The 25353-nt window shown below is 71.0% G+C and carries 20 protein-coding genes; 10 read left to right on the forward strand and 10 right to left on the reverse strand.

The genetic code is table 11. From position 1 onward, the window contains the following. Positions 1-3: 3 nt before the first annotated feature. Entirely contained in the window at positions 4-510 is a 507-nt protein-coding gene (locus AC0VYD_RS20920) for a cupin domain-containing protein (protein WP_475477134.1), read from the forward strand. Here the strand turns inward: AC0VYD_RS20920 and AC0VYD_RS20925 are convergent. Both AC0VYD_RS20925 and AC0VYD_RS20930 read right to left on the reverse strand, forming a co-directional pair. Next, complete coding sequence (locus tag AC0VYD_RS20925; protein WP_475477135.1) at positions 443-1363, reverse strand: aminoglycoside phosphotransferase family protein; 921 nt, start codon at positions 1361-1363, stop codon at positions 443-445. The two genes, AC0VYD_RS20920 and AC0VYD_RS20925, sit on opposite strands and share 68 nt — an antisense overlap. A gap of 330 nt (positions 1364-1693) precedes the next feature. Beyond that, on the reverse strand, positions 1694-2371 hold the full coding sequence (locus tag AC0VYD_RS20930) for a sirohydrochlorin chelatase (protein ID WP_475477136.1): 678 nt from the start codon (positions 2369-2371) through the stop codon (positions 1694-1696). An 824-nt stretch (positions 2372-3195) separates the two neighbouring features. Here AC0VYD_RS20930 and AC0VYD_RS20935 point away from each other — a divergent pair. The 3 genes from AC0VYD_RS20935 (at position 3196) to AC0VYD_RS20945 (ending at position 5863) form a co-directional block, all read left to right on the forward strand. Next, positions 3196-4008, forward strand: coding sequence for an aminoglycoside adenylyltransferase domain-containing protein (locus AC0VYD_RS20935; RefSeq protein WP_475477137.1), 813 nt, complete (start codon positions 3196-3198; stop codon positions 4006-4008). Between the two features lie 116 nt (positions 4009-4124). Further along, positions 4125-4682, forward strand: coding sequence for a peptide deformylase (gene def / locus AC0VYD_RS20940; protein ID WP_473038325.1), 558 nt, complete (start codon positions 4125-4127; stop codon positions 4680-4682). A 218-nt stretch (positions 4683-4900) separates the two neighbouring features. After that, on the forward strand, positions 4901-5863 hold the full coding sequence (locus AC0VYD_RS20945; RefSeq protein WP_475477138.1) for a coiled-coil domain-containing protein: 963 nt from the start codon (positions 4901-4903) through the stop codon (positions 5861-5863). On the opposite strand, the gene AC0VYD_RS20950 is transcribed toward AC0VYD_RS20945, so the two are convergent. The 3 genes from AC0VYD_RS20950 to AC0VYD_RS20960 form a co-directional block, all read right to left on the reverse strand. Beyond that, on the reverse strand, positions 5850-7154 hold the full coding sequence (locus AC0VYD_RS20950; RefSeq protein ID WP_475477139.1) for an MFS transporter: 1305 nt from the start codon (positions 7152-7154) through the stop codon (positions 5850-5852). The genes AC0VYD_RS20945 and AC0VYD_RS20950 overlap by 14 nt on opposite strands. Before the next feature lie 100 nt (positions 7155-7254). Further along, positions 7255-8052 carry an alpha/beta hydrolase gene (locus AC0VYD_RS20955; protein WP_475480329.1) on the reverse strand — a complete coding sequence of 266 codons (798 nt, stop codon included), beginning with the start codon at positions 8050-8052 and terminating at the stop codon, positions 7255-7257. A 17-nt stretch (positions 8053-8069) separates the two neighbouring features. After that, positions 8070-9317 (reverse strand): CPBP family intramembrane glutamic endopeptidase, encoded by a 1248-nt coding sequence (locus AC0VYD_RS20960; protein ID WP_475477140.1) that lies wholly within the window; start codon positions 9315-9317, stop codon positions 8070-8072. A 181-nt stretch (positions 9318-9498) separates the two neighbouring features. Between AC0VYD_RS20960 and AC0VYD_RS20965 the strand changes: the two genes are divergently transcribed. After that, positions 9499-11670: an elongation factor G-like protein EF-G2 gene (locus AC0VYD_RS20965; protein WP_475477141.1), complete on the forward strand. Its 2172-nt coding sequence runs from the start codon at positions 9499-9501 to the stop codon at positions 11668-11670. 375 nt (positions 11671-12045) lie between these two features. Here the strand turns inward: AC0VYD_RS20965 and AC0VYD_RS20970 are convergent, their stop codons facing one another. Both AC0VYD_RS20970 and AC0VYD_RS20975 read right to left on the reverse strand, forming a co-directional pair. Continuing rightward, the gene (locus AC0VYD_RS20970) at positions 12046-12813 is read right to left on the reverse strand and encodes a M48 family metallopeptidase (protein ID WP_475477142.1); all 768 of its coding nucleotides are present in this window, start codon (positions 12811-12813) and stop codon (positions 12046-12048) included. A gap of 42 nt (positions 12814-12855) precedes the next feature. Then, positions 12856-14739, reverse strand: coding sequence for an amidohydrolase (locus tag AC0VYD_RS20975; RefSeq protein ID WP_475477143.1), 1884 nt, complete (start codon positions 14737-14739; stop codon positions 12856-12858). A 453-nt stretch (positions 14740-15192) separates the two neighbouring features. Between AC0VYD_RS20975 and AC0VYD_RS20980 the strand changes: the two genes are divergently transcribed. Together AC0VYD_RS20980 and AC0VYD_RS20985 are read left to right on the forward strand one after the other, a co-directional pair. After that, positions 15193-16356, forward strand: a complete 1164-nt coding sequence (locus AC0VYD_RS20980) for an acyltransferase family protein (protein ID WP_475477144.1) — start codon at positions 15193-15195, stop codon at positions 16354-16356. A gap of 113 nt (positions 16357-16469) precedes the next feature. Beyond that, entirely contained in the window at positions 16470-17807 is a 1338-nt protein-coding gene (locus AC0VYD_RS20985) for an IS4 family transposase (RefSeq protein ID WP_475476145.1), read from the forward strand. Between the two features lie 50 nt (positions 17808-17857). On the opposite strand, the gene AC0VYD_RS20990 is transcribed toward AC0VYD_RS20985, so the two are convergent. Then, entirely contained in the window at positions 17858-18781 is a 924-nt protein-coding gene (locus tag AC0VYD_RS20990) for a CDP-alcohol phosphatidyltransferase family protein (protein WP_475477145.1), read from the reverse strand. Between the two features lie 243 nt (positions 18782-19024). Here AC0VYD_RS20990 and AC0VYD_RS20995 point away from each other — a divergent pair, with 243 nt between their 5' ends. Next, the gene (locus tag AC0VYD_RS20995; protein ID WP_473038315.1) at positions 19025-20464 is read left to right on the forward strand and encodes a GuaB1 family IMP dehydrogenase-related protein; all 1440 of its coding nucleotides are present in this window, start codon (positions 19025-19027) and stop codon (positions 20462-20464) included. Positions 20465-20548: 84 nt separating this feature from the next. Here the strand turns inward: AC0VYD_RS20995 and AC0VYD_RS21000 are convergent, their stop codons facing one another. Both AC0VYD_RS21000 and AC0VYD_RS21005 read right to left on the reverse strand, forming a co-directional pair. Then, positions 20549-21310 (reverse strand): endonuclease V, encoded by a 762-nt coding sequence (locus tag AC0VYD_RS21000; RefSeq protein WP_475477146.1) that lies wholly within the window; start codon positions 21308-21310, stop codon positions 20549-20551. A 74-nt stretch (positions 21311-21384) separates the two neighbouring features. Next, positions 21385-22218 (reverse strand): M23 family metallopeptidase, encoded by an 834-nt coding sequence (locus tag AC0VYD_RS21005; RefSeq protein ID WP_475477147.1) that lies wholly within the window; start codon positions 22216-22218, stop codon positions 21385-21387. Positions 22219-22439: 221 nt separating this feature from the next. Here AC0VYD_RS21005 and AC0VYD_RS21010 point away from each other — a divergent pair, with 221 nt between their 5' ends. Together AC0VYD_RS21010 and AC0VYD_RS21015 are read left to right on the forward strand one after the other, a co-directional pair. After that, positions 22440-23186 carry an ATP-binding cassette domain-containing protein gene (locus tag AC0VYD_RS21010; protein ID WP_475477148.1) on the forward strand — a complete coding sequence of 249 codons (747 nt, stop codon included), beginning with the start codon at positions 22440-22442 and terminating at the stop codon, positions 23184-23186. A gap of 28 nt (positions 23187-23214) precedes the next feature. Continuing rightward, entirely contained in the window at positions 23215-25287 is a 2073-nt protein-coding gene (locus AC0VYD_RS21015) for a YhgE/Pip family protein (protein WP_475480330.1), read from the forward strand. Positions 25288-25353 lie beyond the last annotated feature (66 nt).

Here is a 25353-nt window from a genome sequence, read left to right on the forward strand (position 1 = left end):
CCGGTGGACGACGACGCACCGAACGGCGGGGACAGCGGCGGCGTCCACGTGGGCAACGCGGGTGAGGACTCGGCTCTGGACCGGGGGTGGCTGCTCGGCCACTTCAAGGATCCCGCCGACCCCCGCCACAGCGAGGACGTCGAGATCAAGTGGGGCGCGCACCCGGCGGGCGACGAGCGGGCCGCCTGGGTGTCGGCGGAGGAGCGCACCGCGTTGCTGGTGCTGACCAGCGGACGGTTCCGGGTGGAGTTCCCGGGCCGGAGCGTACTGCTGCGGCAGCAGGGCGACTACGTGGTGTGGGGGCGGGGGGTCGGCCACTCCTGGCTCGCCGAGGAGGAGTCGGTGGTGCTGACCGTCCGCTGGCCCTCGGTGCCGGGCCACCAGGCGCCGGGCCCCCGGATCCCTCCCGGGGACGCCCCGGCACATCCCGCGGACCGAACCGTCAGGTGGTCACCCCGCACAGGTCCATCATCAGGTCGAACTCCACGGAGTCGGTCTGGCCCCGGTTGACCTTGGCCACCGCGAAGCAGGGCGCGAAGGCGCGCACCCACTCCATCATCCGGCCGCCGTCCACCGCCATCACGTCGGAGAGCACACCCACGCGGCGCTCCACCTCGGGGATGCTCTCGGCCTTCCACACGGCCCAGTCGACCGCGTCCGCGGCGCTGTCGCCCAGGCAGGCGCGCGGGTCGAGGACGACGAGTCCGCGTGCGCCGCCGTCGATGACGTTGCCCGGGTGCAGGTCCCCGTGCAGCGGGACGACATCGACCGTCCCGTGGGCCAGGTCCCTGGCGGATGCGGCGCCCCGGTGCATCAGCGCGGCCGGAACGACGTCCGAGGCCGGTCCCTCGTCGCGTTCCCTCCCGCACACCTCGAACACGTACTGCACGCGCGCGGAGAGCGGACGCAGCTCCATCCGCTCGGCTGGGCTGACCTGGACCGCGTGCAGTTGGGCGATGAGACCCCCGATGGTCTCCATCGGGGGGACCACGCCCGTGCGCGCGACCGTCTCGCCCTCGATCCGCTCCATCAGGATCGCCCCGCTCCCGGCGTCCACGCCCCACACGTCGGGGACGCGTGCAGAGGACTTCCACATCCGCAGGAGCCCAGCCTCCGATGTGGCGAGTCGGCTGTCCGGGGAGATCTTCAGGACCCCCTCGCTGCCGTCGGCGCAACGGACGTAGATGACGACGGACGTACGACCGTGCGGAGCGGGGCCCTCGACGGTCAGTCCCCACTCGGCGGCGAGCTTCTCGACGATCGCGGGCAGTTCGGTGAGCCATCCGGCGACATGGGCCCCGAAGCGCCGTTCGAGACGGCGACGCTGTCGGCCATCGACGAACTGCGCTGTGACGTCGTTCATACATCCACCTTAGGTTCGCTCGCGTCGACGGCCGCCGGAGCCCGGCCCCGTCTCGCGCCAACGGACGGGGAGGTCCGCGGAGGACGAGCGTCTTCGGGGCCCGAACCGGCCTCGGGAGGAGCTCCGCACCGGGCTGACACGCACGAACTTCCTGGAGGGGCCGTGCCCGAACCGTCTCCGCACCACTGGGGTGTCGGCACGTCGGCGGGTACCGCGCTGCGGGTGTGGGGAGTTCCCACCCGTGGGTCTCCTACCCACCCGCGTGGCCCGGGTAACGATGTCGTGGCTGTTCTCAGCGGTGATGTCACCTCGGGTGCCGGAACACGTACGTCAGGTGAGCCGCCTCTTGGCCGCCCGGTGCTGGGCCAGGAGCGTGTCCACGACCAGTTCGGAGGGCCACAGCGGGGCCGTGATGGCGGTGGCGTCGAGCCCGCGCAGCAGGTCGAAGTCGGGACCGTCGACCAGCCGCCAGGCAGCCACCGCGACCCGGTCGCGACCGTCGCGGCGCAGTCGGTCGACCGCGTCGAAGACGGAGGGCGCCCAGGTGCGCAGGTATCCGACCTGGACCGGCGAGGAGAGCCTGCGGCTGAGCATCCGGGCCACGTCCATGACCACCTGGCGCTCCTCCGCGCCGGTGGTCCCGTCGGCCGCGAGGACCACGCCGTCCTCGGTCTTCCATCCGGAGTCGGCGAGGCGACCCGCGAGGTCGGCGACGATGGAGGGGACCGCGCCCAGGGGCGAGGTGTGGCAGGAGTTCTCCAGTTGACCGAGGTCGAGGCGGGAGAGCAGGTGGGCGCTGGCTACGTCGCCTCCCGCGACGAAGGCGGGCACCACCACCTTGGGGCCGCGGACGGAGTGAATCGCGGCGCTGACCTCGGCGGGACTGCCGAAGGCTGCCGTCACGGGCGCCTCACCGCGTTCGGCCACCGCTTCCGCCAGCCCGCACAGGGCCTCGCGTCGGTGGGCGTCACGCGAATCATCGGCTACGAGGACCATCGTGGGGACCATGCCCGGCTCCTTGGGTCGCTGTGAGTTCTACCGTCACCCGCCGAGCGTAAAGGGACACAGTTTCAGGGGAGTGCCCTTGTGTTACGCGGATGAAAACAGCAGACAATGGCTTACTTGGTTATCACCTGGGGAAGCCTTGGTGAATCATAACAATCCATCAAGAACAGCCCCGTGTCCACTTCCCCCGGAGGTGTCGTGCGTCTCCGGGCACCGCACGGAGAACGCAGCCAACCCCTCAGACACCGCACGCAAAGAGCACTGACCTCGCATAACATAAGAAGTCGGCATACGCCCCCAGAAACTACCGGCGAGTAGAACGTGCTGGACGCCACTTTTCCGATATCGGGCACCGGACGGCCCCGGGATCTCCCTAGAGAAATCCGACCCGGAAAACCGCTAATGCAAATGCACGGGCCAGGTGCACGTGCGACGGAATGAGCACGGCCGCAGCGCCGGAAAACCGCGTTCGGACCGCGGCCGTCGAAACGGTCCGTGTCCGCGCCGCGGGGGTCCGGGCCCGTGTCGGCGAACCGCACATCCCGTGCCACAGGCCCGCTCCCGCTGTCAAGGGTGCGAGCTCCCCCTCCCCGCCATAACCGCACACCACTTGACGTGGGGGGACAGGGTGAGAGTCCGGCGTGATCACTTGCCATCATCCGGCGCCACGACCACACTTGGGAAACAACGGAGGGCCGCAGGGCCCCACCAGCACCTCGGCGCCAGTTCCGCCACGGGAGCGGGAGGGCCCCGTACGGCGCACCGACTCGACCTCCGTTCGACACGCACCGTAAGCCACCACCGAACCGTCCCAGACTGGAGTGAGCATGGCCGTCCACCCTCGGGTGCAGACGCTGACCCAGGCTTTCCTCGCCAACGCTGACCAGGAGGCCCCCGGACTGGTCCAGGGCCTCTACCTGACCGGTTCGGTCGCTCTCGGCGACTTCCGTCCGCACACCAGCGACGTCGACTTCGTCGCCGTGACCGGCCGCCGCGTCGAGCAGGACGACCTCGACGCCCTGCGCCGGATCCATGCCCGGACCCGGCAGGAGGTCCCCCGCCCCCAGTTCAACGGCATCCACGTCACCCCGGAGGAGCTCAACCGGGACCCCGCCGACTGCGCCCCCGTCCCCTCCGTCGTCAACGGCAGGTTCCGCCACCGGGCCTCCGCCGACGTGAACCCGGCCAACTGGCACGTCCTGGCCGACCGCGGCGTCACCGTGCGCGGACCGCACCCCGTGGAACTGGACGTGTGGGACGAACCGGAGAGCCTGCGGACCTGGTCCCTGGGGTCGCTCGACGAACAGTGGCGGCGCTGGCGGGAGAAGGCGGGACGCCTGGTCACCCCGCGCGGCCTCGCCGTCCTCGGCTCCCTCGCCCCCTCGTGGAGCGTGCTGAGCGTCAGCCGCCTGCACTTCACGCTCAGAACCGGCGAGATCACCTCCAAGTCCGGCGCGGGCCTGTACGCCCTGCACGCCTTCCCCGAGCGCTGGCAGCGCATCGTCAACGAGTGCCTGCGCGTCCGCCGCGGGGTCCAGGCGCCCTCCCTGTACGAGAGCGCCCTCGCCCGCCGCCGCGCCGCCCTGGACTACATCGAGATGGTCCTGGACGAGTCCCTGCGCCCCGGCCTGGCCACCTGAACCGCTCCCCCGCCACGAGCCCCGTCCACGCACCGGCTCCCACCCCCGGGGACAGTGCGCCCCGGCCTCCCCCGCTCCGTGCCCGGGAACTGGCGGCCTGCAACTAACCTGTTCGCATGACCATGCGCCCCATCGTCCGCTTCGGCGATCCCGTCCTCGTGACCAGGACCGCACCCGTGACCACCTTCGACCAGCGCACGGAGAAGCTGGTCCGCGACCTCCTCGACACGGTGGACGCCCCCGGGCGCGCCGGCGTCGCCGCCACCCAGATCGGGGTGGGTTCGCGGGTGTTCAGCTACTCCGTCGAGGACCGGATCGGCTACGTGATCAACCCGGAGATCGTCGAGCTGTCGGCCGAGCTCCAGGACTGCGACGAGGGCTGCCTGTCCATCCCCCGGCTCTGGTACCGGACCGAGCGTGCCGAGCGCGCCGTGGTCAGGGGCGTGGACCTGCGCAACGAACCGGTCACCGTCGAGGGGACCGGGCTGATGGCGCAGTGCCTCCAGCACGAGACCGACCACCTGGACGGCATGCTCTACATCGACCGGTTGGACGCCGAGAACCGCAAGCGGGCACTGCGTGACATCCGCCGCTCGGACTGGTTCCTGCCCGCGGACAGGCCCGCCCCGACCACCTCCGTGCGCCTGCCCAGTGCCTTCGGCGGCAACGGCTGATCCGAACGGCGTTCACGGACCCGGGCGTCCGGCGCGGTCACCCGGCCCGGGTATCTTCTGGACAGACCCCCGCCATTTCCCCCACAGCAACGCGAGTCGACTCACTGTGCACGTAACGCCAAGATCTCGTATGGTCTGCTGAGCAACTCCCCTCCCGTGACGGCACAGCCCGTCCCCCCGGCGTAGCGGATGCTCTCAGACCGTCCACGGAGCAGACAATGACATCCACTCCTCGTAACGCCCCTCGCCACGGCCGGATAACGGCGTCCCTCGCCGCTCTCACGGCGCTGGCCCTCCTCGGTCTGCCCGGTGCGGCCCATGCGGAGCCGGACGACGACGTGGACATCGACGAACTGAACCAGCGTGCCGAGGAGCTGGAGGAGACCTACGACGGCGAGCTGCTCCAGTACACCGAGATCAAGGACCGGGTGGAGGCCGCCGAGGCCGATCTGGAGGACCTCGACAAGCGTCTGGAGGACTCCCGCGGCGGGGTGTCGGCCATCGCCGCGGCCCGCTACAAGGGAGACGGCTTCGACCCGACCCTGCAGATCGTCTTCTCCAGCGAGCCCGAGAACATGTTCAGCGACGCCGCGACCATGGAGTACCTCGGGGACAGCCAGGCCGAGCAGATCTCCGAACTCATCGACCTGCGCGACGAGCAGGCCGAGGTCACCGAGGAGCTCCAGGACGAGCTGAGCGAGGCCTCCGAGCTCGTCGAGGAGCTGGAGGAGCAGCGCGAGGACGTCGAGGCGCGCATCGAGGAGTACGAGGCCGAGCAGATCCCCGAGACGCCCGGCAACGGTACGATCCCCGCCAGCGCGCGCGGCGGCGGCTGGGAGCAGACCACGCCCCGCATGGCGGCGATCCGCGACGAGATCATCATGAAGTTCGGCGCGCCCTACCCGGTGGGCTGCTGGCGGCCGAGCGCACAGGACCACGGCACCGGCCGGGCCTGCGACTTCATGATGAGCGCCAACGGTGCCGCGCCCTCAGCCGCGAACAAGGACCTCGGGCAGCAGATCTCCGACTACGGGATCGCCAACGCCGATCGGCTGGGCATCAAGTACATCATCTGGGAGCAGCAGATCTGGCAGTCGACGTCGCGCCAGTGGACGTGGATGAACGACCGCGGTGACCTGACCCAGAACCACTACGACCACGTGCACATCAGCTCGTACTGAGTCCGGACCGCCCCGGCGCTCGGCGGCGCCGCAGGGCGAGCGGGAGGACGGCGGTCAGGGCGACGGCCACCGCCGCGAAGGCCGGGCCGTAACCCGTGAGCTGGATGACCAGGCCGAGGCCGATCGCCCCGGCCCCGGTGCCCGCGTCGTAGCCGATGTTCCACACCGCGCTGGCCCGGCCGTACCCGGCCGGTCCGGCGCGGTCCAGCATCACGGTGACGGTCTCGTTCTGCACCGCGCCGAAGCCGAGTCCGAACAGCGCCGTGCCCGCCAGCACCAACAGGGCGACGCCCGCGCCCGGCGCGCCGTCTCCGTTGGCCCACAGCCCGGCGGTGAGCAGTCCCGCACCCACGGCCGCGGCGGCCGTCCCGGGCAGGAGCAGCAGGGTGCGCCGGTACCGGTCGTACACGACCCCCGCGGTCCAGCGGCCGGTGACGAGCGTGAGCGCGTAGGCGGCCAGCAGGGCGCTGACCAGCCAGGCCGCCTGTTCGAGCGGGATCGCGAGGAAGGTGACGACCGCGCTGGCGGCCGAGGAGACCACCAGCATGATGACCAGTGGCGCGGCCAGGGCTGCCAGGAGCGGAAGTCCGCGGGGGGACTCCGGCCCGCCGTCCCCGCCCGGCTGACCGGCGCCCGCGTCCGCACCGCGCAGCGCCGCCCGGTTACGGCCGCCGTCGGCGAACCAGATCCCGGAGGCCAGTACCGCCGCGACCACCCCGCAGATCCCGGTGAGCCAGAAGGCGGTACCGAAGCCGATGTTGAGAGCCAGCGCCACCCCGCCCGGCAGGATGACGATCTGCGGCAGTCCGACGGCGAGGCCGTAGTAGCCGGTGGCCCGGCCGACCTGTTCCTTGGTGACCAGGCGGGCGGCGAGTGCCGTCCCGGCCACGGTGACCATTCCGAACCCCACTCCGCGTACCGCCGAGACCGCCACCAGCGGGCCGAGTTCGGTGGTGAGGGCGAACAGCGGCATGGGCAGGCCCATGACGAGGGAACCGACGGGGAACGTCCACCGGTAGCCGCCCGCGTGGTCCAGCAGCCAGGGCATGCCCAACTGGGTGAGGACGGTGGTGAGCATGAACGCGGCGGTGGTGCCGCCCGCCCCGAACTCGCCCGCGCCGCCCCGGCTCGCCCACAGGGGCACGAGGGGCAGGACGGCGGCGAACCCGCACAGGCCGACCGCTGTGGCCATGATGAGCAGGGCGAAGCCCCGCCCTCGCAGGCCGGGAAGGTCCGCCTCGGTGAACTCCGGGGCCCCGGTGCCGGTGGAGGAGGAGCCAGATCGGATCATCCGTCCTTTCTAGCCGAGTCGCGGTGGGCTGTCGATGCGCCCCCGGACCCCCGGTAACCGGTCCGGCCGGGACCGGACCGGCCCCAGCCGCCGGGACCGGTTACCGGGGCTGTTCCCGCGGGGGCAGCCGCTCGCCGATCCACCGGCGCAGCCGGACTGTCAGCTCGGGGGTGACCGCCCGCTCCGCGTGGCCCATCCCGGGGATGATCCACAGCTCCTTGGGTTCGCGTGCGGCGTCGTGGATGGAGGTGGCGTGCGCCACCGGGAAGTAGCTGTCGGCGTCGCCGTGCACGACCAGAAGCGGCGCGGGTGAGACCTCCCCCGCGACCTCACGGGGCTCGGCCGGGGTGGGGTTCCAGCGCTGGTCGGTGACGCGGACCTTGCGGAAGCGCTTCAGGAAGGCGCGGCCGAGCGTCCTCCCGATCCCCAGGTGGAGCAGGCGCATCGCCCGGGTGCCCCGGTAGTACCAGCGGCTGGGCCCGCTCACGGACACCACCGCACAGGTTCCGCCGTAGATGGCGGCGTGCCGGACGGCGACCGCCGCCCCCATCGAGAAACCCACCACGGCGATGTGCGTGTAGCCGAGTTCACGCAGGCGGTTCACCACCGCCTCCAGGTCGTGGATCTCGGCGTTGCCGACGGTGCTGTGGCCGCCGGAACCGTGGTGTCCCCGGAAGTCGAAGGTCATAACGTCGCCGACGGGCAGCAGTCCCTCGGCGATGGCGCGTGTGTGCGGGCTCCGGTAGGTGCCGGTGAAACCGTTGGCGACGACCACCGCGGTGGTGCGGGACCCGGCGCGGCGCAGCAGCACGGCGTCGATCCCCACCCCGTCCGAGGTGGTCAGCCAGAAACGGTTCTCCTCGGGCTGTGCGATGGAGTGGTCGATGGCGTCGGACACCACTCCATCGTGCACGATCAGTTCCGGTAGGGGACGCCCGGCCCCGGTGTGTCGCCCTCGGACCGGTGGGGCCGGGGATCGCCGGAACCGTACACGGGCGGTGCCGCCGGGTACTGGTCCGAGGGCCCCGCGGGCGGGTGGGGGTGCGGGCCCTGTTGCCGGGGGTCGGGCGTCCCGAAGGCGGGCGTCCCGAAGGCGGGCGTCCCGAAGGCGGGTGTGCCGGTGGGCGGGGCCTGCTGGTGCGGCGCGGGTGTCCCCGGCGGCTCCTCCCCGGACCCGGCCGTTTCGAACTCCCCGGTCCGACCGTGCCCCTGCTCCTCGGGCCCGTACTCGTCGTACCCGTACCCGTCCTCGTAGGGGTCGTCCTCGTAGGGGTCGTCGTCATAGTCGCGGTGGGCGGCGTCCTCCGCGGCCCGGCGTTCCGAGGCCGGCGGGAAGACCACCGAACGCAGGTTCAGGGCCACGTGGACGAGGACCGGGACGACCAGGCTCCCCGTACCCAGGTACAGAACGGTGAACAGGGTCCCGGAGAAACCCGCGCTGAGCAGCCCCCACCAGCCCTGGTAGGCGTGCGCGACGGAGAAGAGCAGGATCGACAGCACTGCGGCGGACCAGAGCGGGACGCCCATGCTGGCGACCAGGGTGATGAACAGGCCACGGTAGAGGAGTTCGCCGAACACGCCCCCGGTGACCGCCATCCCCGCGGCCAGGCCCTGTTCCCTGCGGGTGCGCGGCAGCAGGAGGTACTGCTGGTGGCCGGGCTCGGGCAGACTCGTCGGCCTGCCTGCGCCCCGGCGCCCCCGGTGACCGCTCGCGCGGCGTCCGCGGCGGCCCGACCGGCCCTGCCCGGACTCGGCCCCCCTGGCCGCACCGCGCCCGGACAACCTGCCCAGGAAGGGGATGCGGTCCCTGGCGGGCAGGCCGTTGACCAGCACCCAGAACGCGGCCAGCGCGAGGAGCCCGCCGACTGCGGCGCCCACGATCGGAGCGAACGCGTCCGGGATGCGCAGTCCCAGGTCGACCAGGTTCAGCTCGGGCGACAGCAGCAGGACCACGAGGACCAGCAGTCCCCACAGGACGTGGACCGCCATCGTGACGGCGTACAGCAGCCCGAGGGCGCGCTCGTCGCCCTCACGGCGGTGGGACAGCCACGTGAACGCGCGGCGTCCGAGCAGGGGCTCGCCGAACGCCGCGAAGAACAGCAGCAGGACCGTCAGAAGGGTCCCGGCGAGACTGAATTGAGGAAGACTCTCCGACCATGGCACGGGCAACAGCCTAGAAGAACAAGTCGGTTCATAGGCACTCAGATGGCGCCCTCCGACGATGTCCGGCCGATGACCTCTTGTGGTCGGGCCCGGGACAGGCGACCGTAGAGAGTGTCACAGGTCACACTTTCGGTGGTCCTGGTCGACCACCGCTCGGATCCCGAAGGGCTGGGTAGCAGGGATGGTAGACCGAGCCGTAGCCGTGCCCGGGGCCGACAGGCCCCAGAACATCCGCAACGTCGCGCTGGTCGGACCGACCGGCGCCGGAAAGACGACCCTGGTCGAGGCGCTGCTCCACGCCGCCGGGCAGATCAAACGCCCCGGCAGCGTGGAGGAGGGCACCACCGTCAGCGACCACGACGAGGTCGAGATCCGCCAGAGGCGATCCGTGCACCTGACCGTCAACCCGGTGATGGTCGGCGACGTCAAGGTCAACCTGCTGGACACCCCCGGTTACGCCGACTTCGTCGGGGCGATGCGTGCGGGGCTGCGCGGCGCCGACGCCGCCCTGTTCGTGGTCTCCGCCCTGGACGGGGTGGACGGTCGCACCCGGATGCTGTGGGAGGAGTGTGCCGCCGTGGGGATGCCCCGCGCCGTGGCCGTCACCAAGGTCGACCACCCCCGGGCCGATTTCGACGAGGTGGTCGGGCAGTGCAAGGAGGCCTTCGGCCCCGGGGTGCACGCCGCCTACGTGCCCGCCGTGGAGGGGTCGGGCGACCAACGCGAACTGGTGGGGCTCTGGGGCCTGGTCTCGGAGCGCTACTACGACTACTCCGACGGGGGCGGGCCGGGGGCCGCCCCTTCCTCGCGCCCGGCCCCCGGGTGGCTGCGCGAACAGGCCGGGCCGCTGCGGGAGACCCTCATCGAGGAGGTCATCACCGAGAGCGAGGACGAGGCCCTCATGGACCGCTACATGGCGGGCGGCGGACTCGACCCCGACCTGCTCATCGAGGACCTCAAGAAGGCGGTGTCCGCGGGCGGCTTCCACCCGGTGCTGGCGACCAGCCCGACCCGGGGCGTGGGCGTGCGCGAGCTGCTCCGCGAACTCCCGCTCTCCTGCCCGGACCCGACCCGGCGCCCGTTCCCCTCGGTGTCCCGACCCGACGGACGCCCCGTCGGGGGCCTGTCCTGCGATCCGGAGGGGCCGCTGGTCGCCGAGGTGCTCAGCACCACCAGCGACCCCTACGTGGGCCGGATCAGCCTGGTGCGGGTCTTCTCCGGAACTCTGGCCCCCGACACCGGCGTCCACCTGCACGGCCACGGGGTGCGCACGGGACTGGGCAATGCCGAGGAACTCGACCGGACCGGCGACGACGAGCGGTCGGGGTCGCTGTCGGTGCCGCACGGCCGCCGGACCAGCCCGGTCGGCGAGGTGATCGCCGGCGACCTGTGCCTGGTGTCGAAGCTGTCCGCCGCGCGGACCGGCGACACCCTGTCCGCGCCCGAACTCCCGCTCCGGGTGTCGCCCTGGCGGTTTCCCGACCCGATGCTGCCGGTGGCCGTCTCCGCGGCCTCCGCCTCCGACGAGGACAAGCTCTCCCAGGCGGTCTCCCGGCTCCTCGCGGAGGACCCGTCACTGCGGGTCCGGGTCAACCCGGAGACCCACCAGATGGTCCTGTGGAGCCTGGGAGAGGCTCACCTGGACGCGGCGCTGGACCGCCTGGAGCACCGCTACGGGGTGCGGGTGCGGACCGAGGAGGTCAGGATCCCGCTGCGGGAGACCTTCACCGTCCCCGGGCAGGGGATGGGCCGCAACGTCAAGCAGAGCGGCGGGCACGGCGAGTTCGGGGTGTGCCGGATCAGGGTGGAGCCGTTGGAGTCCGGGGCCGGTCTGGAGTTCGTCGACCGGATCGTCGGCGGTGTGGTCCCCCGCCAGTACGTCCCCTCGGTGGAGAAGGGGATCCGCGCCCAGATGGCCGACGGTGTGGATGACGGTTACCCGCTGGTGGACCTGCGCGTCACCCTGTACGACGGCAGGGCGCACTCGGTGGACTCCTCCGACATGGCCTTCCAGAAGGCCGGTCGGCTCGCGCTGCGCGACGCCGCCTCCGCCTCGGAGCTGGCCGTCCTGGAACCGGTGGACACCGTGGCCGTGGAGGTCGACGACGCCTTCCTGGGCGCGGTCCTGAGCGACCTCTCGGCCCGGCGCGGCCGGGTGGTGGGCACCGAGGCGGTGGCGGGCGGCCGGATCGTGATCCGCGCGGAGGTGCCCGAACTGGAGATCGTTCGTTATGCCGTCGAGCTGCGGTCCGTTTCGCACGGGACCGGGGTGTTCACCCGCGACTACCTGCGCCACGAGCGGCTGCCCGAACACGTGGGACACCGGATGGCCAGGGCCCGAAACACGACGTAGCCAGCCCGCCCCAGCCGCAAGGGGAGGACTGCCCGCCCACCCCAGTCACAGGGGAAGCACCCTCCCACGCACCGTCACCCCAGGAGGTTCCCCTGCCCGCGCACCCCGACCCCAGGGGGTGCCCCTGCCTGTTCACGGTCACTCCAGGGGGTGTTCTTTCGTTCGGGCGCGGGAGTGTTCTGCAAGACGAGTCAAGCCGCCAGCAGGGACGGGTACCGCGCCGTAGGCGTCCGTTGAGGGTGGCGGCGGGCGACGGGTGGGCGAGCCAGGCGCAGACGAGGATGAAGAACACCTCCCCTCAGGCGCCCGAACACGGTCCGAAGCGAAGCGGAGGACCCAAGCAAACACAGCGGAGGCCCCAGGCAGACACAACTCTCACAGCACCCGCCCCGGCCGGGTGCGGTCGGCCAGGGCCGCGAACCGGAAGGTGTTGACGGGATGGCTGGACAGGAAGTTGACCAGCAGCACGAAGAAGCCGGTGTCGGTGTGGGCGCGCGCGGCGATGTCGTCGAAGTCCACGGCCGGGTAGAGGTACTTGCCCGCGGCCAGTACGCGCATCCCCTGCACGCCCTCGGGGCAGAAGTCGTAGGCGTGGTTGTCGGCGGTGTATTCCTGGGCGCGTCCCAGTGTGCTGCCCACCCCGGGGATCACCTGGGCGATGGATATGGCGAACTGCCGCCAGAACGAGGTGTGGCCCGCCGCGATGTGGCCGACCTCGTGGCCGATGACGAACCGTAGGGCGTCGGGGTCGCCCAGCCGGCCGCCGACCTCGAACAGGTCGCTGTGGATGGCCACGTACCGGCGGAAACCGTGCCCGGAGGCGAAGGCGTTGATGACGCCGTTGCCCAGGACGATGTAGGCCTCCGGGGTCCGTCTCATCCCGAAGTGCGCGGCGGCTTCGGCGACCATCCGGTGCGCCTCCGGGAACTGGGCCTCGGTGATGCGCACCCCGTTGACGCGCTGGCGGGCGTAGAGCTGCCCGCGCACGAAGTAGACCAGTGCGGGGATGCTGAGGAGCAGTAGCGGCTCGTTGGGGTCGCCGGACAGGGCCCGGCTGACGGCGCCCACGACCGCCAGCACCGTGACGGCGGCACAACCGGCCAGGAGGATGTTCTCCCGGCGGTGCCGCAGGGTGCGGCGCACGTGGGGGTCACCCCATTGGCACGGGACGACCCCCACGCTCGGTCAGAGCCGGTACTGGGAGTCGGGCAGGTCGTCGTCGGGGCCGGGGGGCGGCGGGGCGTTGTGCGCGCTGCCCGTGGGCGGAGGCCCCCCGTAGGAGGGCCCTGCGGGCGGACCGGGGGGCGGCGCGGGCGTCTCGTCCTCGTCCAGGATCGAGGCCATGTCCGCGGACAGGGTCGATTCCTCGGCCTTCTCGCTGCGCCACTCGTCGCGGATTTCCTGGTCCTGCGCCCCTGTCACCGAGTCCGTGTCGGTGTCGTGGGTGGTCTTGGCGGGGTCCTCCGGCCAGGAGGAGGACAGGAACGCGCTGTCGTAGGCGTCGTTGGCCCTGTCCGAGAACCCCGGCTCCGGGGGACGCGGCCCGGTCAGGGGGTCCGAGAGCGGGTCGAACGGTGCGGGGGCCTCCGCCTGCGGCGGCGTGTCCAGCGGGCGGTCGGAACCGTCCAGGCCGTCGAAGCTCGCGCCCGGGTCGGTGTGACCGCGCGGGTCCGCGGTACCGGCGGGTGCCGGGCCGGGGAAGGCGGAGCCCGTCGGGGCGGCGGAGGCCTGGTCCAGAGCGGAGGGCTGTGGGTTGTCGCTGCCCAGGTAGGAGAGGGCGGCGACGGTCAGCGCGGCGAGTCCCGCCCGCAGTGTGGGTTCGCGGTCGGGTGAGAAGAACGGCGAGTGGTTGCTCGGGACGTTGCCCATCTTCTCGTAGGGCGTGTCTCCGGGCGCCGACTCCCAGACGTCGTGCGGGGTGGCGCCGACGAACCAGAACACGTAGGGGATGGGCTGCGGGTCGCCGGGCAGGCCGTAGCGGCAGAAGTCCTCGGTCGACGGGGACGGGTCCGGCAGGTGGATGACGTATTCGTCGCCGAAGTACGCGTGGTGGGCCGCTGCCACGTCGGCGGTGCTGGCGGGGTCGTTGTGGGTGACCCCGCTGCCCTGGAAGCGCTCGACCCGTGGTTCGCGACCGGCCCCGGAGGCCGCTGCCTCGGCGCGCACGACGCGCTCGATGGCCTGTTCCAGTTGGGCCTCGACGTTGTCGTTGAGGGCCCTGGTGTTGATCTCCAGGTACGCCTCGTCCGGGATGATGTTGGCCTTGGTGCCCGCCTGGATCCTGCCGACCGTGAGCACGGCCATCTCGCTCGGGCTGATCTCGCGCGAGACGACGCTCTGCAGCCGGGTGACGATGTTCGCGGCGATGAGCACCGGATCGACGGTGGTGTGCGGCTGGGAGGCGTGGCCGCCCTCGCCGAAGATCCGCACCCGGTAGGAACTGGAGGAGCCGAGGATGATCCCGGCGCGGTGGGAGATGAGTCCGGCGGGCTGCGGGCCCAGGTGCTGGCCGAGGACGACGTCGGGACGGCCGAAGCGGTCGAACAGGCCGTCGTCGATCATCCGCTGGGCGCCGTCGAGGGTCTCCTCTCCCGGCTGGGCCACGACCATGACGGTGCCCGCCCACTCCTCGCGTGTCTCCGAGAGCAGGTCGGCGACCCCGACCAGGCACGCGGTGTGCGCGTCGTGGCCGCAGGCGTGCATGACGGGGACTTCGGCGCCGTCGGCGTCCATGGCGCGCGCCGTGCTGGCGTAGGGCAGCCCGGTCTTCTCCTCCAGGGGGAGGGCGTCCATGTCCGCGCGGAGCATCACCGTGGGACCGGGGCCGTTGCGGAGGATGCCGACCACGCCGGTGCCTCCGACGCCCTTGTGGACCTCGTAGCCGGTTCGGTTCAGCCATTCCGCGACAACGCTGGCGGTGCGCTGTTCGGAGTGGGAGAGCTCCGGGTTCTTGTGCAGGTCGACGTAGACCCCCTCGACGAGCGGGAAGAGCTCGTCGAGGAGTCGCATGACCACACTCCCGTGCTGGGCTGCACGGTTGGGATCCACCGCGTGCGGCACGGTTTCCACCGCCTTCTTCGTTCTCGACTGGCGGGCACTGAAAGGACTGAAAGGGGGTCAGCCGCCTGGGGCAGCCTATCGGCGCGTCCGCAGACGGTTCACACCGCCGTGTTCGTGCGGGGGTGCCCGCGGTGGGACCCGTGGGTTATGGTCTGAATACGGTAAGCCATCATCCGTCCCCTTCAGTGGCCCGCGATCCCGCGCACGAACCGCTTCCCGGATCCGAGTACACCTCGTGGACTTTTACCTGATTTGCGCGAACCACTGGCATACCGCAGCATGTCTCAGTAATGTAACGGAACCGTGTTTGCCGAAGTGAGACGCTCGGTGCCCCCTCGCGCGCCACGCGGCACCGGGCCCTCGGCCTGTCGGCTCCGACCCGGTCGAACGGCCCCGGCCCCGCACGCGGAGGCCGCCGGACCGACGTCCAAGCCCCAGAAATCCGCGACCTCGGAGACCCCAGTGGCCTCATCCGCAACCAGTCAGGCGCCCCGTCCCCCGGATGACGGGCCCGGCGCGACCGCCCGGACCCCCGGAGGACGGTCCGAGGCGACAGCACGGCAGCCGGGTCGCGACGCCCGTCTGGACAACGCCAAGTTCATCCTCATCGCGCTGGTCGTCGTCGGTCACGCGATCCAACCACTCACCGGCTACGGGCCCGCCGGTGCCCTCTACTACTGGATCTACTTCTTCCACATGCCCGCGTTCATCCTGATCAGCGGCTACCTGTCCCGGTCCTTCGACGCCTCGTCGAACCGGGTGGAGAAGCTGGTCCTGTCGCTGGGCGTGCCCTATCTCCTCTTCTGGACCGCGCACCAGGCCATCTACACGGTCCAGCGCGGCGGCCTGCCGGACACCCTGTCGGTGCTCAAACCGACCTGGACCCTGTGGTTCCTGGTCGCCCTGTTCCTCTGGCGCCTGAGCGTGCCGGTGTGGCAGCGGCTTCGCTGGCCGGTGACGATCGCGGTGGCCGTCTCCGTTTTCGGGGCCACCTCCACCCTGGGGGAGACCCTGTCGATGGGGCGCGTCGTCAGCTTCCTGCCCTTCTTCGTGCTGGGGCTGAGCCTGCGCCGAGAACACTTCGCGTACCTGGACCGGTTGTGGGTCCGCCTCTGCTCGGTGCTGGTCCTGGGCGTCACCGCGCTCCTGGCGGTACCGATCTCGGACCGCCTGAGCCGGGACTGGCTGTTCTGGCGGGCCAGCCTCACCGACCGTGACATCGACCCGCTGCTGCCGAGCATCGGCATCCGGCTGGCCTTCATGGGCCTGGCCCTGGTCATGACCATCGCGGTGCTGGCGCTCACTCCGAAGCGGCGGACCTGGTACACGTCGTTGGGCGCCTACACCCTGTTCGTGTACCTGGGCCACTCGGTGTTCCTCCTCCTGTTGAAGAACACCCCCTGGTACGACGTGGTGTCCGGCCCGGTGGGCCTGTCCGTCACCGTGTCCCTGGCCCTGGCCCTGATCCTGCTGCTCTGCACCCCGTGGGTGCGCGGGGGCATGCGGTGGGCGGTCGAGCCGCAGGCGACCTGGTTCCTGCGCCAGGACGGGAAGGGTCTCGCCGGCAGGGCAACCGGGGCCAGGACGCGGACGGCGGAGGCTGGACGGGAGAGGAGTTCCGTCTAGGGCCAATGCTGTTCAGTTAAGGGTTGTGGTGGTCCGTCAACCCTGACCCAGACGAAGAAGGGGCTCCCTGGTAGGACAGCTGTATCTCACCCCAGCTGTTCCCAAGGAGCCCCTTGCCCGACCATTGTGTCACGACCCGACAGACCCACCACGCACCCGGCGCCCTGGCCCCCGGCCACCTGGGAGAACTCACCCAGATCGTGCCTTTTGAGATGGTCGATTCCGTCCTGGAGGAATCCAACAGCCACCAACGACGCTCACGCCTGCTTCCCTCCCGCGTGGTCGTCTACCTCCTGCTCACAGCCGGACTCTTCACCCACTGCGGCTGGCCCGCCCTGTGGCGCAAACTCACCGCCGGGGTGAGCCTGTGCACCCAACCGGCCGCCTCCGCACTGTTCTACGCCCGCAAACGCCTGGGCCCAGCACCCCTCAAAGCTCTGTTCGAGCTGCTCTCTGGCCCCACCCACAGCGCCCACCGCTTCCACGGGCTGCTGGTGTGCGCCATCGACGGCACCCTGCTGGACGTACCCGCCACACAAGCCAACCGGGCCGTGCACCGCTCCAGCGGAGCCACCCGCTGGGCCGGGGCCGGCTACCCCCAAGTACGGTTGCTCGCCCTGGTCGCCACCGGATCCCGGGCACTGCTGGGCGCGGTCTTTGGACCCGTCACCCAGGGCGAGACCACCATGGCCGCCCGTCTGCTCCCAGCCATGGGTCCGGGCCAGCTCATCCTGGCCGATCGCGGGTTCGACGCCGCCGACCTGCTCAAAGATCTTCATGCCAGCGGGGCCCAGCTCCTGGTTCGGATGGGCTCGCAGAGCAAACCCCGCCGCCTTCGTCGTTTGGGCGATGGCACCTGGCTGGTGCAGCGCGGCAAGGTACGGATGCGGCTCATCCAAGCCCAGATCACCATCGCCACAGACCAGGGCGAGCGCACCGGCTCCTACCGGCTGGCCACCACTCTGACCGATCCCGACCTGTATCCGGCCACGGGTCTGGTGGCGCTCTACCACCAGCGGTGGGAGATCGAGACCGCCTACTGCGAGCTGAAGTCGGCCCTGCTCGGGCGCCGGGTGCTGCGGGCCAAGGACCCCGAGGGGCTGGAACAGGAGGTGTGGGCGCTGTTGGCCACCTACCAGGTGGTGCGGTGCGCGATCGCTGACGCGCTGACCGCTACCGGGCACAGCCCGCTGCGGGCGAGTTTCGCGGTGGCGGTGGAAAGCGCCCGCGACCTGCTGGTGCGGGCCGAGAACGTCATCGCTGGCGAGCGCATCGACGTGCGGGGGTTGCTCGGGCGGCAGGTGTTGGCGAACCTGCTGCCCGAGCGGCGTCTACGCACAGTGCCTCGGGTGGTCAAACGCGCGATCTCCAAGTACCACGCCCGCTCCAACGGGGTGGATCGGACCACGTACAAGGCCACCGTGGACATCGCGGTGTTGACAGACCCTTGAACGCCTTAACTGAACAGCATTGCGTCTAGGGCCCAGGAGCCCCGGTCAGCTCAGCTCTCGCCGCCCGCCGCGGTCGGGGCCGCCGTGGACAGTTCGCGACGGCGCGCCTCGAAGCGGCGGGTCTCCTTCCACAGGCGCAGCACCAGCACCACCTCGAAGAAGGCCAGGGCGAGGACGGAGAAGACCGCCACCGGGATGACAAGGCTGTTCAGCGGGGTGAAGAAGGAGACCAGCACGGTCGCGGGCGCCAGCACGCACAGGAACATCTCGAACTCGATGCCGCTGAACAGGTGCGGGCGCACCCGGTGCCGGAGGAGGAAGTTCCGCACCCGCGGGTAGAGGCCCCTGGGCGCGGGGGCGTCCGCGGCCGCCGGGGCGTCCGCCATCTCCTCGTCCTCGGGGTCGGCGTCGCCGGGCGCCTCGGCACGCAGTGGTTCGGGCTCGCCCGAGGCCGCGGCGAGGGTCTGCTTCATGCTCTTGCGGGTCTTGGCGACCTGGGCCCCGTTGAGGTAGCGCAGCAGGTCGAAGAAGACCACCACGGGGGCGACGAGCAGATAGGCGGGGTTGTCCGTGACCAGCCACTGGCCCACCAGGAGGGCCAGCACACAACCGAAGAAGCGGATGCGGTCGAAGACGAAGTCGACCCAGCTGCCGAAGACCGAACCGGTGCCCTTCAGCCGGGCGATCTTGCCGTCCATGCAGTCCAGGACGAAGCTCAGGTGGAACAGCAGCGCCCCGGCCAACAGCCAAGCCCAACCGGTCGCCTCCGCCCAGACGGGCGCCGCGAAACAGATCGCGGACAGCAGCCCCAGCACACCGGCGCCCAGGGTGAGCTGGTTCGGTGTGATGCTGGTCCGGTTCGCCGTCCAGACCACCAGCCGACCCGCCAGCGGGTCGACCAGGAAGACCGTCCACCAGGCGTCCTTGGCCTTGTAGGTCTCTTCCTTGACTTGCGCGAGAGTGAAACGCGACATGCGGGGTTCTCCTGGAGGGCCGGCGCCCCCGAACGCCGACGGCGCACGGTTGACGGTCACCGTTTCACGGCAGGGGCGAAGGCCGGGTCGGGGCGGGAATCGAGTCATCATGCCAGACGGAGGTACCTCCGACCTAATCGGTGACGGCATACTTGACTGGTAAGAGGGGGATCAACAGGGTGCCGCCCGTGCCTCACGCGGCGGAGTGGTCCACCCCCTTCGGTCTCGACCGAGGTAGAGCCATTGCGTTTTCTCAACGACCAGGTCCCCAGCCAGGACCTGACCTACAGCGACGTGTTCATGGTCCCGGGCCGCAGTGCCGTCGGCTCCCGGCTCAGCGTCGACCTGTCGTCTCCGGACGGCACCGGTACCACCGTGCCGCTGGTCGTCGCGAACATGACCGCGGTCGCGGGCCGCCGGATGGCCGAGACGATCGCCCGCCGCGGCGGCATCGCGGTCATCCCGCAGGACATCCCGATCGACGTCGTCTCCGACGTCGTCGCCTGGACCAAACAGCGCGACCTGGTCTACGACACCGCCATCACCCTCAATCCGGCCAGCACCGTCGGTGAGGCGCTCAACCTGCTGCCCAAGCGGGCGCACAACGCCGTGATCGTCGTGGACGGGGACCGGCGTCCGGTCGGCGTGGTCACCGAGGCCGACTGCGCGGGGGTGGACCGCTTCTCGCAGTTGCGCGACGTGATGTCCACCGAGCTGCTGACCATCCCCGCAGGAACCGAGCCGCAGGAGGCCTTCGGAACGCTGCACGACTTCCGGCACCGGCTGGCCCCGGTCGTCGACGGCGAGGGCGCCCTGGTGGGTGTGCTGACCCGTACCGGCGCCCTGCGCTCAACGCTATACAAGCCGGCCGTGGACTCCCGGAACCGGCTGCGGGTGGCCGCCGCCGTGGGCATCAACGGCGACGTGGTGGGCAAGGCCTCCGAGCTGTTGGCAGCCGGGGTGGACACCCTGGTGATCGACACCGCGCACGGCCACCAGGAGAAGATGATCTCGGCGATCGGGAGGGTCCGCGCGCTCTCGCCGGACGTACCGATCGTCGCGGGCAACATCGTGACCGCCCAGGGCACCCGCGACCTCATCGAGGCCGGGGCCGACATCGTCAAGGTCGGCGTGGGACCGGGCGCGATGTGCACCACCCGGATGATGACCGCGGTGGGCCGCCCGCAGTTCTCCGCCGTTCTGGAGTGCGCGGCCGCCGCCCGTGAGCTGGGCGGGCACGTGTGGGCGGACGGCGGTGTGCGGCACCCGCGTGACGTCGCCCTGGCCCTGGCCGCGGGTGCCTCCAACGTGATGGTCGGTTCGTGGTTCGCGGGCACCTACGAGTCGCCCGGCGACGTCATGCGGGACGCCCAGGGCCGCCAGTACAAGGAGAGCTTCGGGATGGCCTCGGCCCGCGCGGTGCGGCTGCGCACCTCCGAGGACTCCCCGTTCGAGCGGGCCCGCAAGGCGCTGTTCGAGGAGGGCATCTCCACCGGCCGGATGTACCTGGACGCGGAGCGTCCCGGTGTCGAGGACCTGATCGACCAGATCATCGCCGGTGTGCGCAGCTCCATGACGTACGCGGGCGCCACGTCGCTGGCGGAGTTCCACGAGCGCGCCGTGGTCGGTGTGCAGAGCGCCGCCGGGTACAACGAGGGCCGCCCCGTGGAGAACGGCTGGTAGTCCGGACCCGGAGAGGGCGGGGGGAGGGGTCTTCGGACCCCTCCCCCGCTCCGTTCCCGGGGGCGCTGCTCCGTTGCCGGGTCCCTACCCGCCGGCGGCGTGTTCCTTGCGGTACCGGCCGCAGAGCCGGTCCGCGTGCCGGATGGGTTCGGGGATCCGGTACTTGGGCGACAGCCGCAGGATGAGATCGGCGGACCCCGCCAGGTCCACGCGGTGGCCCACGGAGACGTAGACGGGCCTGGTCCTGGCCCGGGTGCGCAGGACCCGGCCGATGACCTCGGCCCCCTGGGCGGCGAGGGGCTCGGTGTCCTCGACGAGTTCGGAGCGCCCCGCGACCATGGGCTTCCACGAGCCGCGCTCCTGACCGGGCATGGAGTTCCTCCCGTAGAGCACGGTCTTGGCGGAGCCGATCACCGGTGCGTCGATCAGGACGCCGAGGTGGCTGGCGACCCCGAACCGGCGGGGGTGCGCCAGGCCGAAGCCGTCGCTGACGAAGACGTCGGGGGACACGGAGAGCCCTTCGATGGCTCTGAGGACCGGCGGCAGTTCCCGGAAGCCGAACAGGCCGGAGATGTAGGGGAAGGACGGGGTGTCGGCGATCAGGGAGGTGTCGACCACCTCCAGGGTGCGTGCGTCCAGGACCACGGCGGCCGCGGCGAGCTCCTTGTCCCCGACCCCGTAGCTGACGTCCAGCCCGGCGACGTAGCGCACCGAGTCCGGGTCGAGGGGCTCGGTGCGCACCCGGTCGGCCAGCAGGCGCTGACGGGCCACGGCCTCCTTCGGGTCGTCCGGCCAGTTCTCCGCGTTGTCCAGGGCTTTGGCCGCCCGTTCCGCGATGTCGTGCACGTTCTCTCCCCCGATACCCGTTCCGAGCGACCTCCGGTGCGGTCTCCAGCCGCAGTCTAGGGCGGCCGCAGGCGTCAGCGGGGGGCCGGTCCGGGCGCGTCGAAGACCTCGCGGCCGGCGGGCAGGCCCACACCCGTCCAGGTGAACGGGATCCCGTGGGCGAGGCTGAGGTCGGGGTGGTCCATGAGGTGGAAGTGCAGGTGGGGCTCGCTGGAGTTGCCGGAGTTCCCGCACCGCCCGATCAGCTGCCCGGCGGTGACCCGGTCCCTCGCCGAGACCTCCGCCGAGCCCCTCCTGAGGTGGGCGTACACGGCGTGGACCCCTTCGCCCAGGTCCAGGACCACGTGGTTTCCGACGATCCTGCGGGCACCGCCGAACATGCGGACGATCCCCTCGAACACCAGGTAGAGCAGGGCCGGGTAGGAGTTTCGGCTGAGGTGGTCGCGTTGGCTGTCCGAGACGGCCACGACCGTGGCGTCGGCGACGGCGTACAGGGGCCGACCGAAGGCGGGGAAGTCGCTGTTGGGTCGCATGGGCGGCCACCAGCCGGTGCCGGGGCGTTCCCCGTCCGCGGGCTCGGCGACGACATCGATCGCGTACGCCTGGCCGAGTTCGCGTGTGCCGTGGCTGGGCACCCGGTCCGCGGGGCTGTTCAGGGCCGACCAGCGGCCGTGTACCGGCGGGGCCACCTCAACGGCTCCGGGTTCGTGACCGGGCCGGGCCGCGTATCCGGCCGCCAGGGACGCCAGCCACACGCAGACCACCGCCGGCGGCAGCAGGAACCACCAGGTCGGGACCGACACGAAGGCGTCGGTGACGATGAGGGCCAGGACCGCCGCCAGCCCCCACACGAAGAGGCTCCGCAGCACCTGCGCGGTCCTGCGCATCCTCGGTCCGCCACTGTCCACAGCCACCCGCACCCTTCGGTCGCCACCTCTTCTTCATCAATTATTACGTAATTACGAAATAACAGCAAAAAGCCCCACCGCCCCTCGAACCCTCTCCCACCGAGACTCCGCACTGTGCCGGAGCACACACGCCGGAACGCCCGGGACCACCACCCCGGAGCAGTAGCGTGGAGCCGTAAATTTGTACTGACTGGTCAGTTCAAAAATGGGAGGCCGCAAGGATGCGTCGGGCCACCGGAGCTCGCGTGCACGCCGAAGGCGTCACACTCACCACCCGGGAGGGCCCCGTCTACACGGGGGTCGACTTCACCGCCCGACCGGGAACGCTCACCGTCTTCCAGGCCGACTCCGGGGGCGGGCGCAGCGCGCTGCTGCTCACCCTCTCCGGCCGGATGAAACCCACCGGGGGCACCCTGCACGTGGACGGCTACACCCTGCCCGAGCAGGCACGGAAGGTACGGCGGATCAGCTCGATCGGACTGATGGACGACGTCAACGCACTCGACGACCGCCTTCGGGTACGGGAGCACCTCTCCGAAGCCCGCCTCCTGCGTGCCCGACCCGCCGCGCGCACCGTGGCCGACCAGGCCATGGCCGCGGCGGGGCTGGCCGAACTCGACCGCCGGACCCTGGTGAAGGAGCTTCCGATGCTGGACCGGCGACGCCTCGGCGTGGCCCTCGCGCTGGTCAGCGAACCGCGCCTGCTCGTGGTGGACAACGTTGACGGCGGCCTCGGCCCCGAACACCAGGCCGACATGTGGCGGTCCCTGAAGGACCTCACCGACGAGGGGCTGACCGTGATCGCCACCTGCGCCGACGCCCGACAACTCGACGCCGTGGCCGGCACCGACACCCAGGGCCCCCTCCGGATCCGGCAGGGCGGGGCCGACACGGAGGAGACCGCCCCGGACGGGACCGCGACCCACGGGGCCGGCGCGCGGGGAGGTGAGCGCGGTGACCAGGCGTAGGAAACCCAAGGCGCCCGCCTACCGCTTCATGGCCGTCCCCAGGCTCGGCCTGCTCACCATGCGGTCCTTCCTGCGGTCGCCGCTGCCCACCGCGGCGCTCGCGGCCCTCATGCTCATCCCCCTGCTCTACTCCGGGATGTACCTCTGGTCGTTCTGGGACCCCTTCGACCGGATGGAGCACCTGCCGGTCGCCCTCGTGAACGAGGACGAGGGGGCCGAGGTCGACGGCGAGGAGGTCAACGCCGGCGACGAGCTCACCGAGACCCTCCTGGACCGCGGCGACCTCGACTGGCACGACGTGGACGCCCAGACCGCCGCCGCGGGGCTCGGCGACGGTACGTACTACGTGACGCTGACCATCCCGGGCCACTTCAGCGAAGCCGTCACCTCGCCCTCCCGCGACCGTGAGGACCCGGTCCCCGCGCTGCTGGTCGCCAACTACAACGACTCCAACAGCTACATCGTGCGCCAGCTCGCCGGAAGCGCCTTCAAGGAGATCCGCGCGGCGACGGCGAACTCCGCCACCAGCGACTACCTGGACCAGATCTTCCTGGGCTTCAACGAGATCCACGGCAGGACGGAGGAGGCCTCGGAGGGAGCCGACCAGATCGCCGACGGCGCGGACGACGCCGAGGACAAATCGGGGGACCTCTCCGAGGGCATCGACGACGCGCACGAGGGCGCCGGCTCGCTGAGCAGCGGGATCAACGAGCTCCACGAGGGGTCCAAGACGATCGCCGACGGCGCCGCCACCGCCTCCGAGGGGGTGTCCGAGAAGGTCGACAGACTCGACGACCTCGCCGACGAGTGGCTGCCCCAGCTGGAGGAGGACATCCCCGAAATCCAGGAGCACGCCGCCACGGCCGCGACGGTCTCCGCCGCGGTCTCCGAGGCCCTGGCGGAACTGCCCGACGAAATCGACGTCACCGCGCTGAGCGAGGTCGACGGACGCCTCGACGACTACCTGGCGCAACACCCGGAACTTGAACAGGAGCAGCCCGAGCTGTACACCCTGTTGACCGACCTGCAGGAGTCCATGGACACCGCGCTGTCGGTGGCCGGGTTCGTCAACGACAACCGCCAGGAGATCAACGACACCGCCGACGCGGCCGCCGACCTGAGCGAGAAGGCCGCCTCGCTCTCCGAGGACCTGCCCGACATGGTCGAGGACGCCGAGGCGGCCCGGGACCAGGCCGACGAACTCGCCGAGGGGCTGGCCGACCTGGCCGAGGGCTCCGGCGAGCTCCGCGACGGGCTCGCCGACGCCGCCGAGGGAGCGGGGGAACTCGACACCGGTCTGGGCACGATCAGCGACGGCGCGGGCGAATTCCACGAAGGTCTGGGAAGCCTGGCCTCGGGCTCCGACGAGCTCGCCGAAGGGCTGGCCGAGGGGACCGAGGAGATCCCCACCTACTCCGACGAGGGCCGTGTCAGCGCCGCGGACATGATGAGTGAGCCGGTCCGGTTGGACAGCGAGGTGGACAACGAGGTACCCGACTACGGGACCGGGTTCGCACCGTTCTTCGTGCCCCTGTCGCTGTGGGTCGGCGCCATGGTGGTGTTCATGGTGCTACCCGCTCTGTCCAGCAGGGCGCTGGCCTCCTCCTCCGCCTCCTGGCGGGTCGCCCTGGCCGGACGGGTCGTCCCCCTGCTGCTCGGCTGGGCCCAGGTGGTGGTCATGATGGCCGTCCTGCACCTGGGGTTGGGGCTGGACACCCGGAACTGGCCGACGCTCATCGGGTTCCTGCTGCTGACCTCGGCCGCCTTCACCGCGACCGTGCAGTACCTGAACGTGAAGTTCAACGCTGCGGGCCGGGTGGTCGCGCTGGCGCTGCTGGTACTCCAGCTCACGTCGGCGGGCGGCACCTACCCGATCGAGACCAGTCCGGCGTTCTTCCAGGCCATCGGCCCGTTCCTGCCCCTGCACTGGGCGGTGACCGCCGTACGCCACCTGATCGGCGGAGGCGACACGGACCTGGTCTGGCAGGCCGTCGGGGTGATGTCGCTCTGGCTGGTGGTACCCCTGCTGCTCACCTGGTTGGCCGTGGCCCGCAAACGGGTGTGGACGATGTCCGCGCTCTACCCGGCGCTGAAGATCTGATGTCCGGGCGGGGCCCGACCAGTGCAGAATGGCAGAGTTGACTTCCTCCCCACGCCTAAAGGCGGG

It is taken from the genome of Nocardiopsis sp. iso_40 (assembly GCF_056173285.1).

Coding starts and splice junctions, on each gene's coding strand:
- AC0VYD_RS20925 (WP_475477135.1), bottom strand. CDS start 1,363: ATGAACGACGTCACAGCGCAGTTCGTCGATGGCCGACAGCGTCGCCGT.
- AC0VYD_RS20930 (WP_475477136.1), bottom strand. CDS start 2,371: ATGGTCCCCACGATGGTCCTCGTAGCCGATGATTCGCGTGACGCCCAC.
- AC0VYD_RS20935 (WP_475477137.1), top strand. CDS start 3,196: ATGGCCGTCCACCCTCGGGTGCAGACGCTGACCCAGGCTTTCCTCGCC.
- def (WP_473038325.1), top strand. CDS start 4,125: ATGACCATGCGCCCCATCGTCCGCTTCGGCGATCCCGTCCTCGTGACC.
- AC0VYD_RS20945 (WP_475477138.1), top strand. CDS start 4,901: ATGACATCCACTCCTCGTAACGCCCCTCGCCACGGCCGGATAACGGCG.
- AC0VYD_RS20950 (WP_475477139.1), bottom strand. CDS start 7,154: ATGATCCGATCTGGCTCCTCCTCCACCGGCACCGGGGCCCCGGAGTTC.
- AC0VYD_RS20965 (WP_475477141.1), top strand. CDS start 9,499: ATGGTAGACCGAGCCGTAGCCGTGCCCGGGGCCGACAGGCCCCAGAAC.
- AC0VYD_RS20990 (WP_475477145.1), bottom strand. CDS start 18,781: ATGTCGCGTTTCACTCTCGCGCAAGTCAAGGAAGAGACCTACAAGGCC.
- AC0VYD_RS21010 (WP_475477148.1), top strand. CDS start 22,440: ATGCGTCGGGCCACCGGAGCTCGCGTGCACGCCGAAGGCGTCACACTC.
- AC0VYD_RS21015 (WP_475480330.1), top strand. CDS start 23,215: ATGGCCGTCCCCAGGCTCGGCCTGCTCACCATGCGGTCCTTCCTGCGG.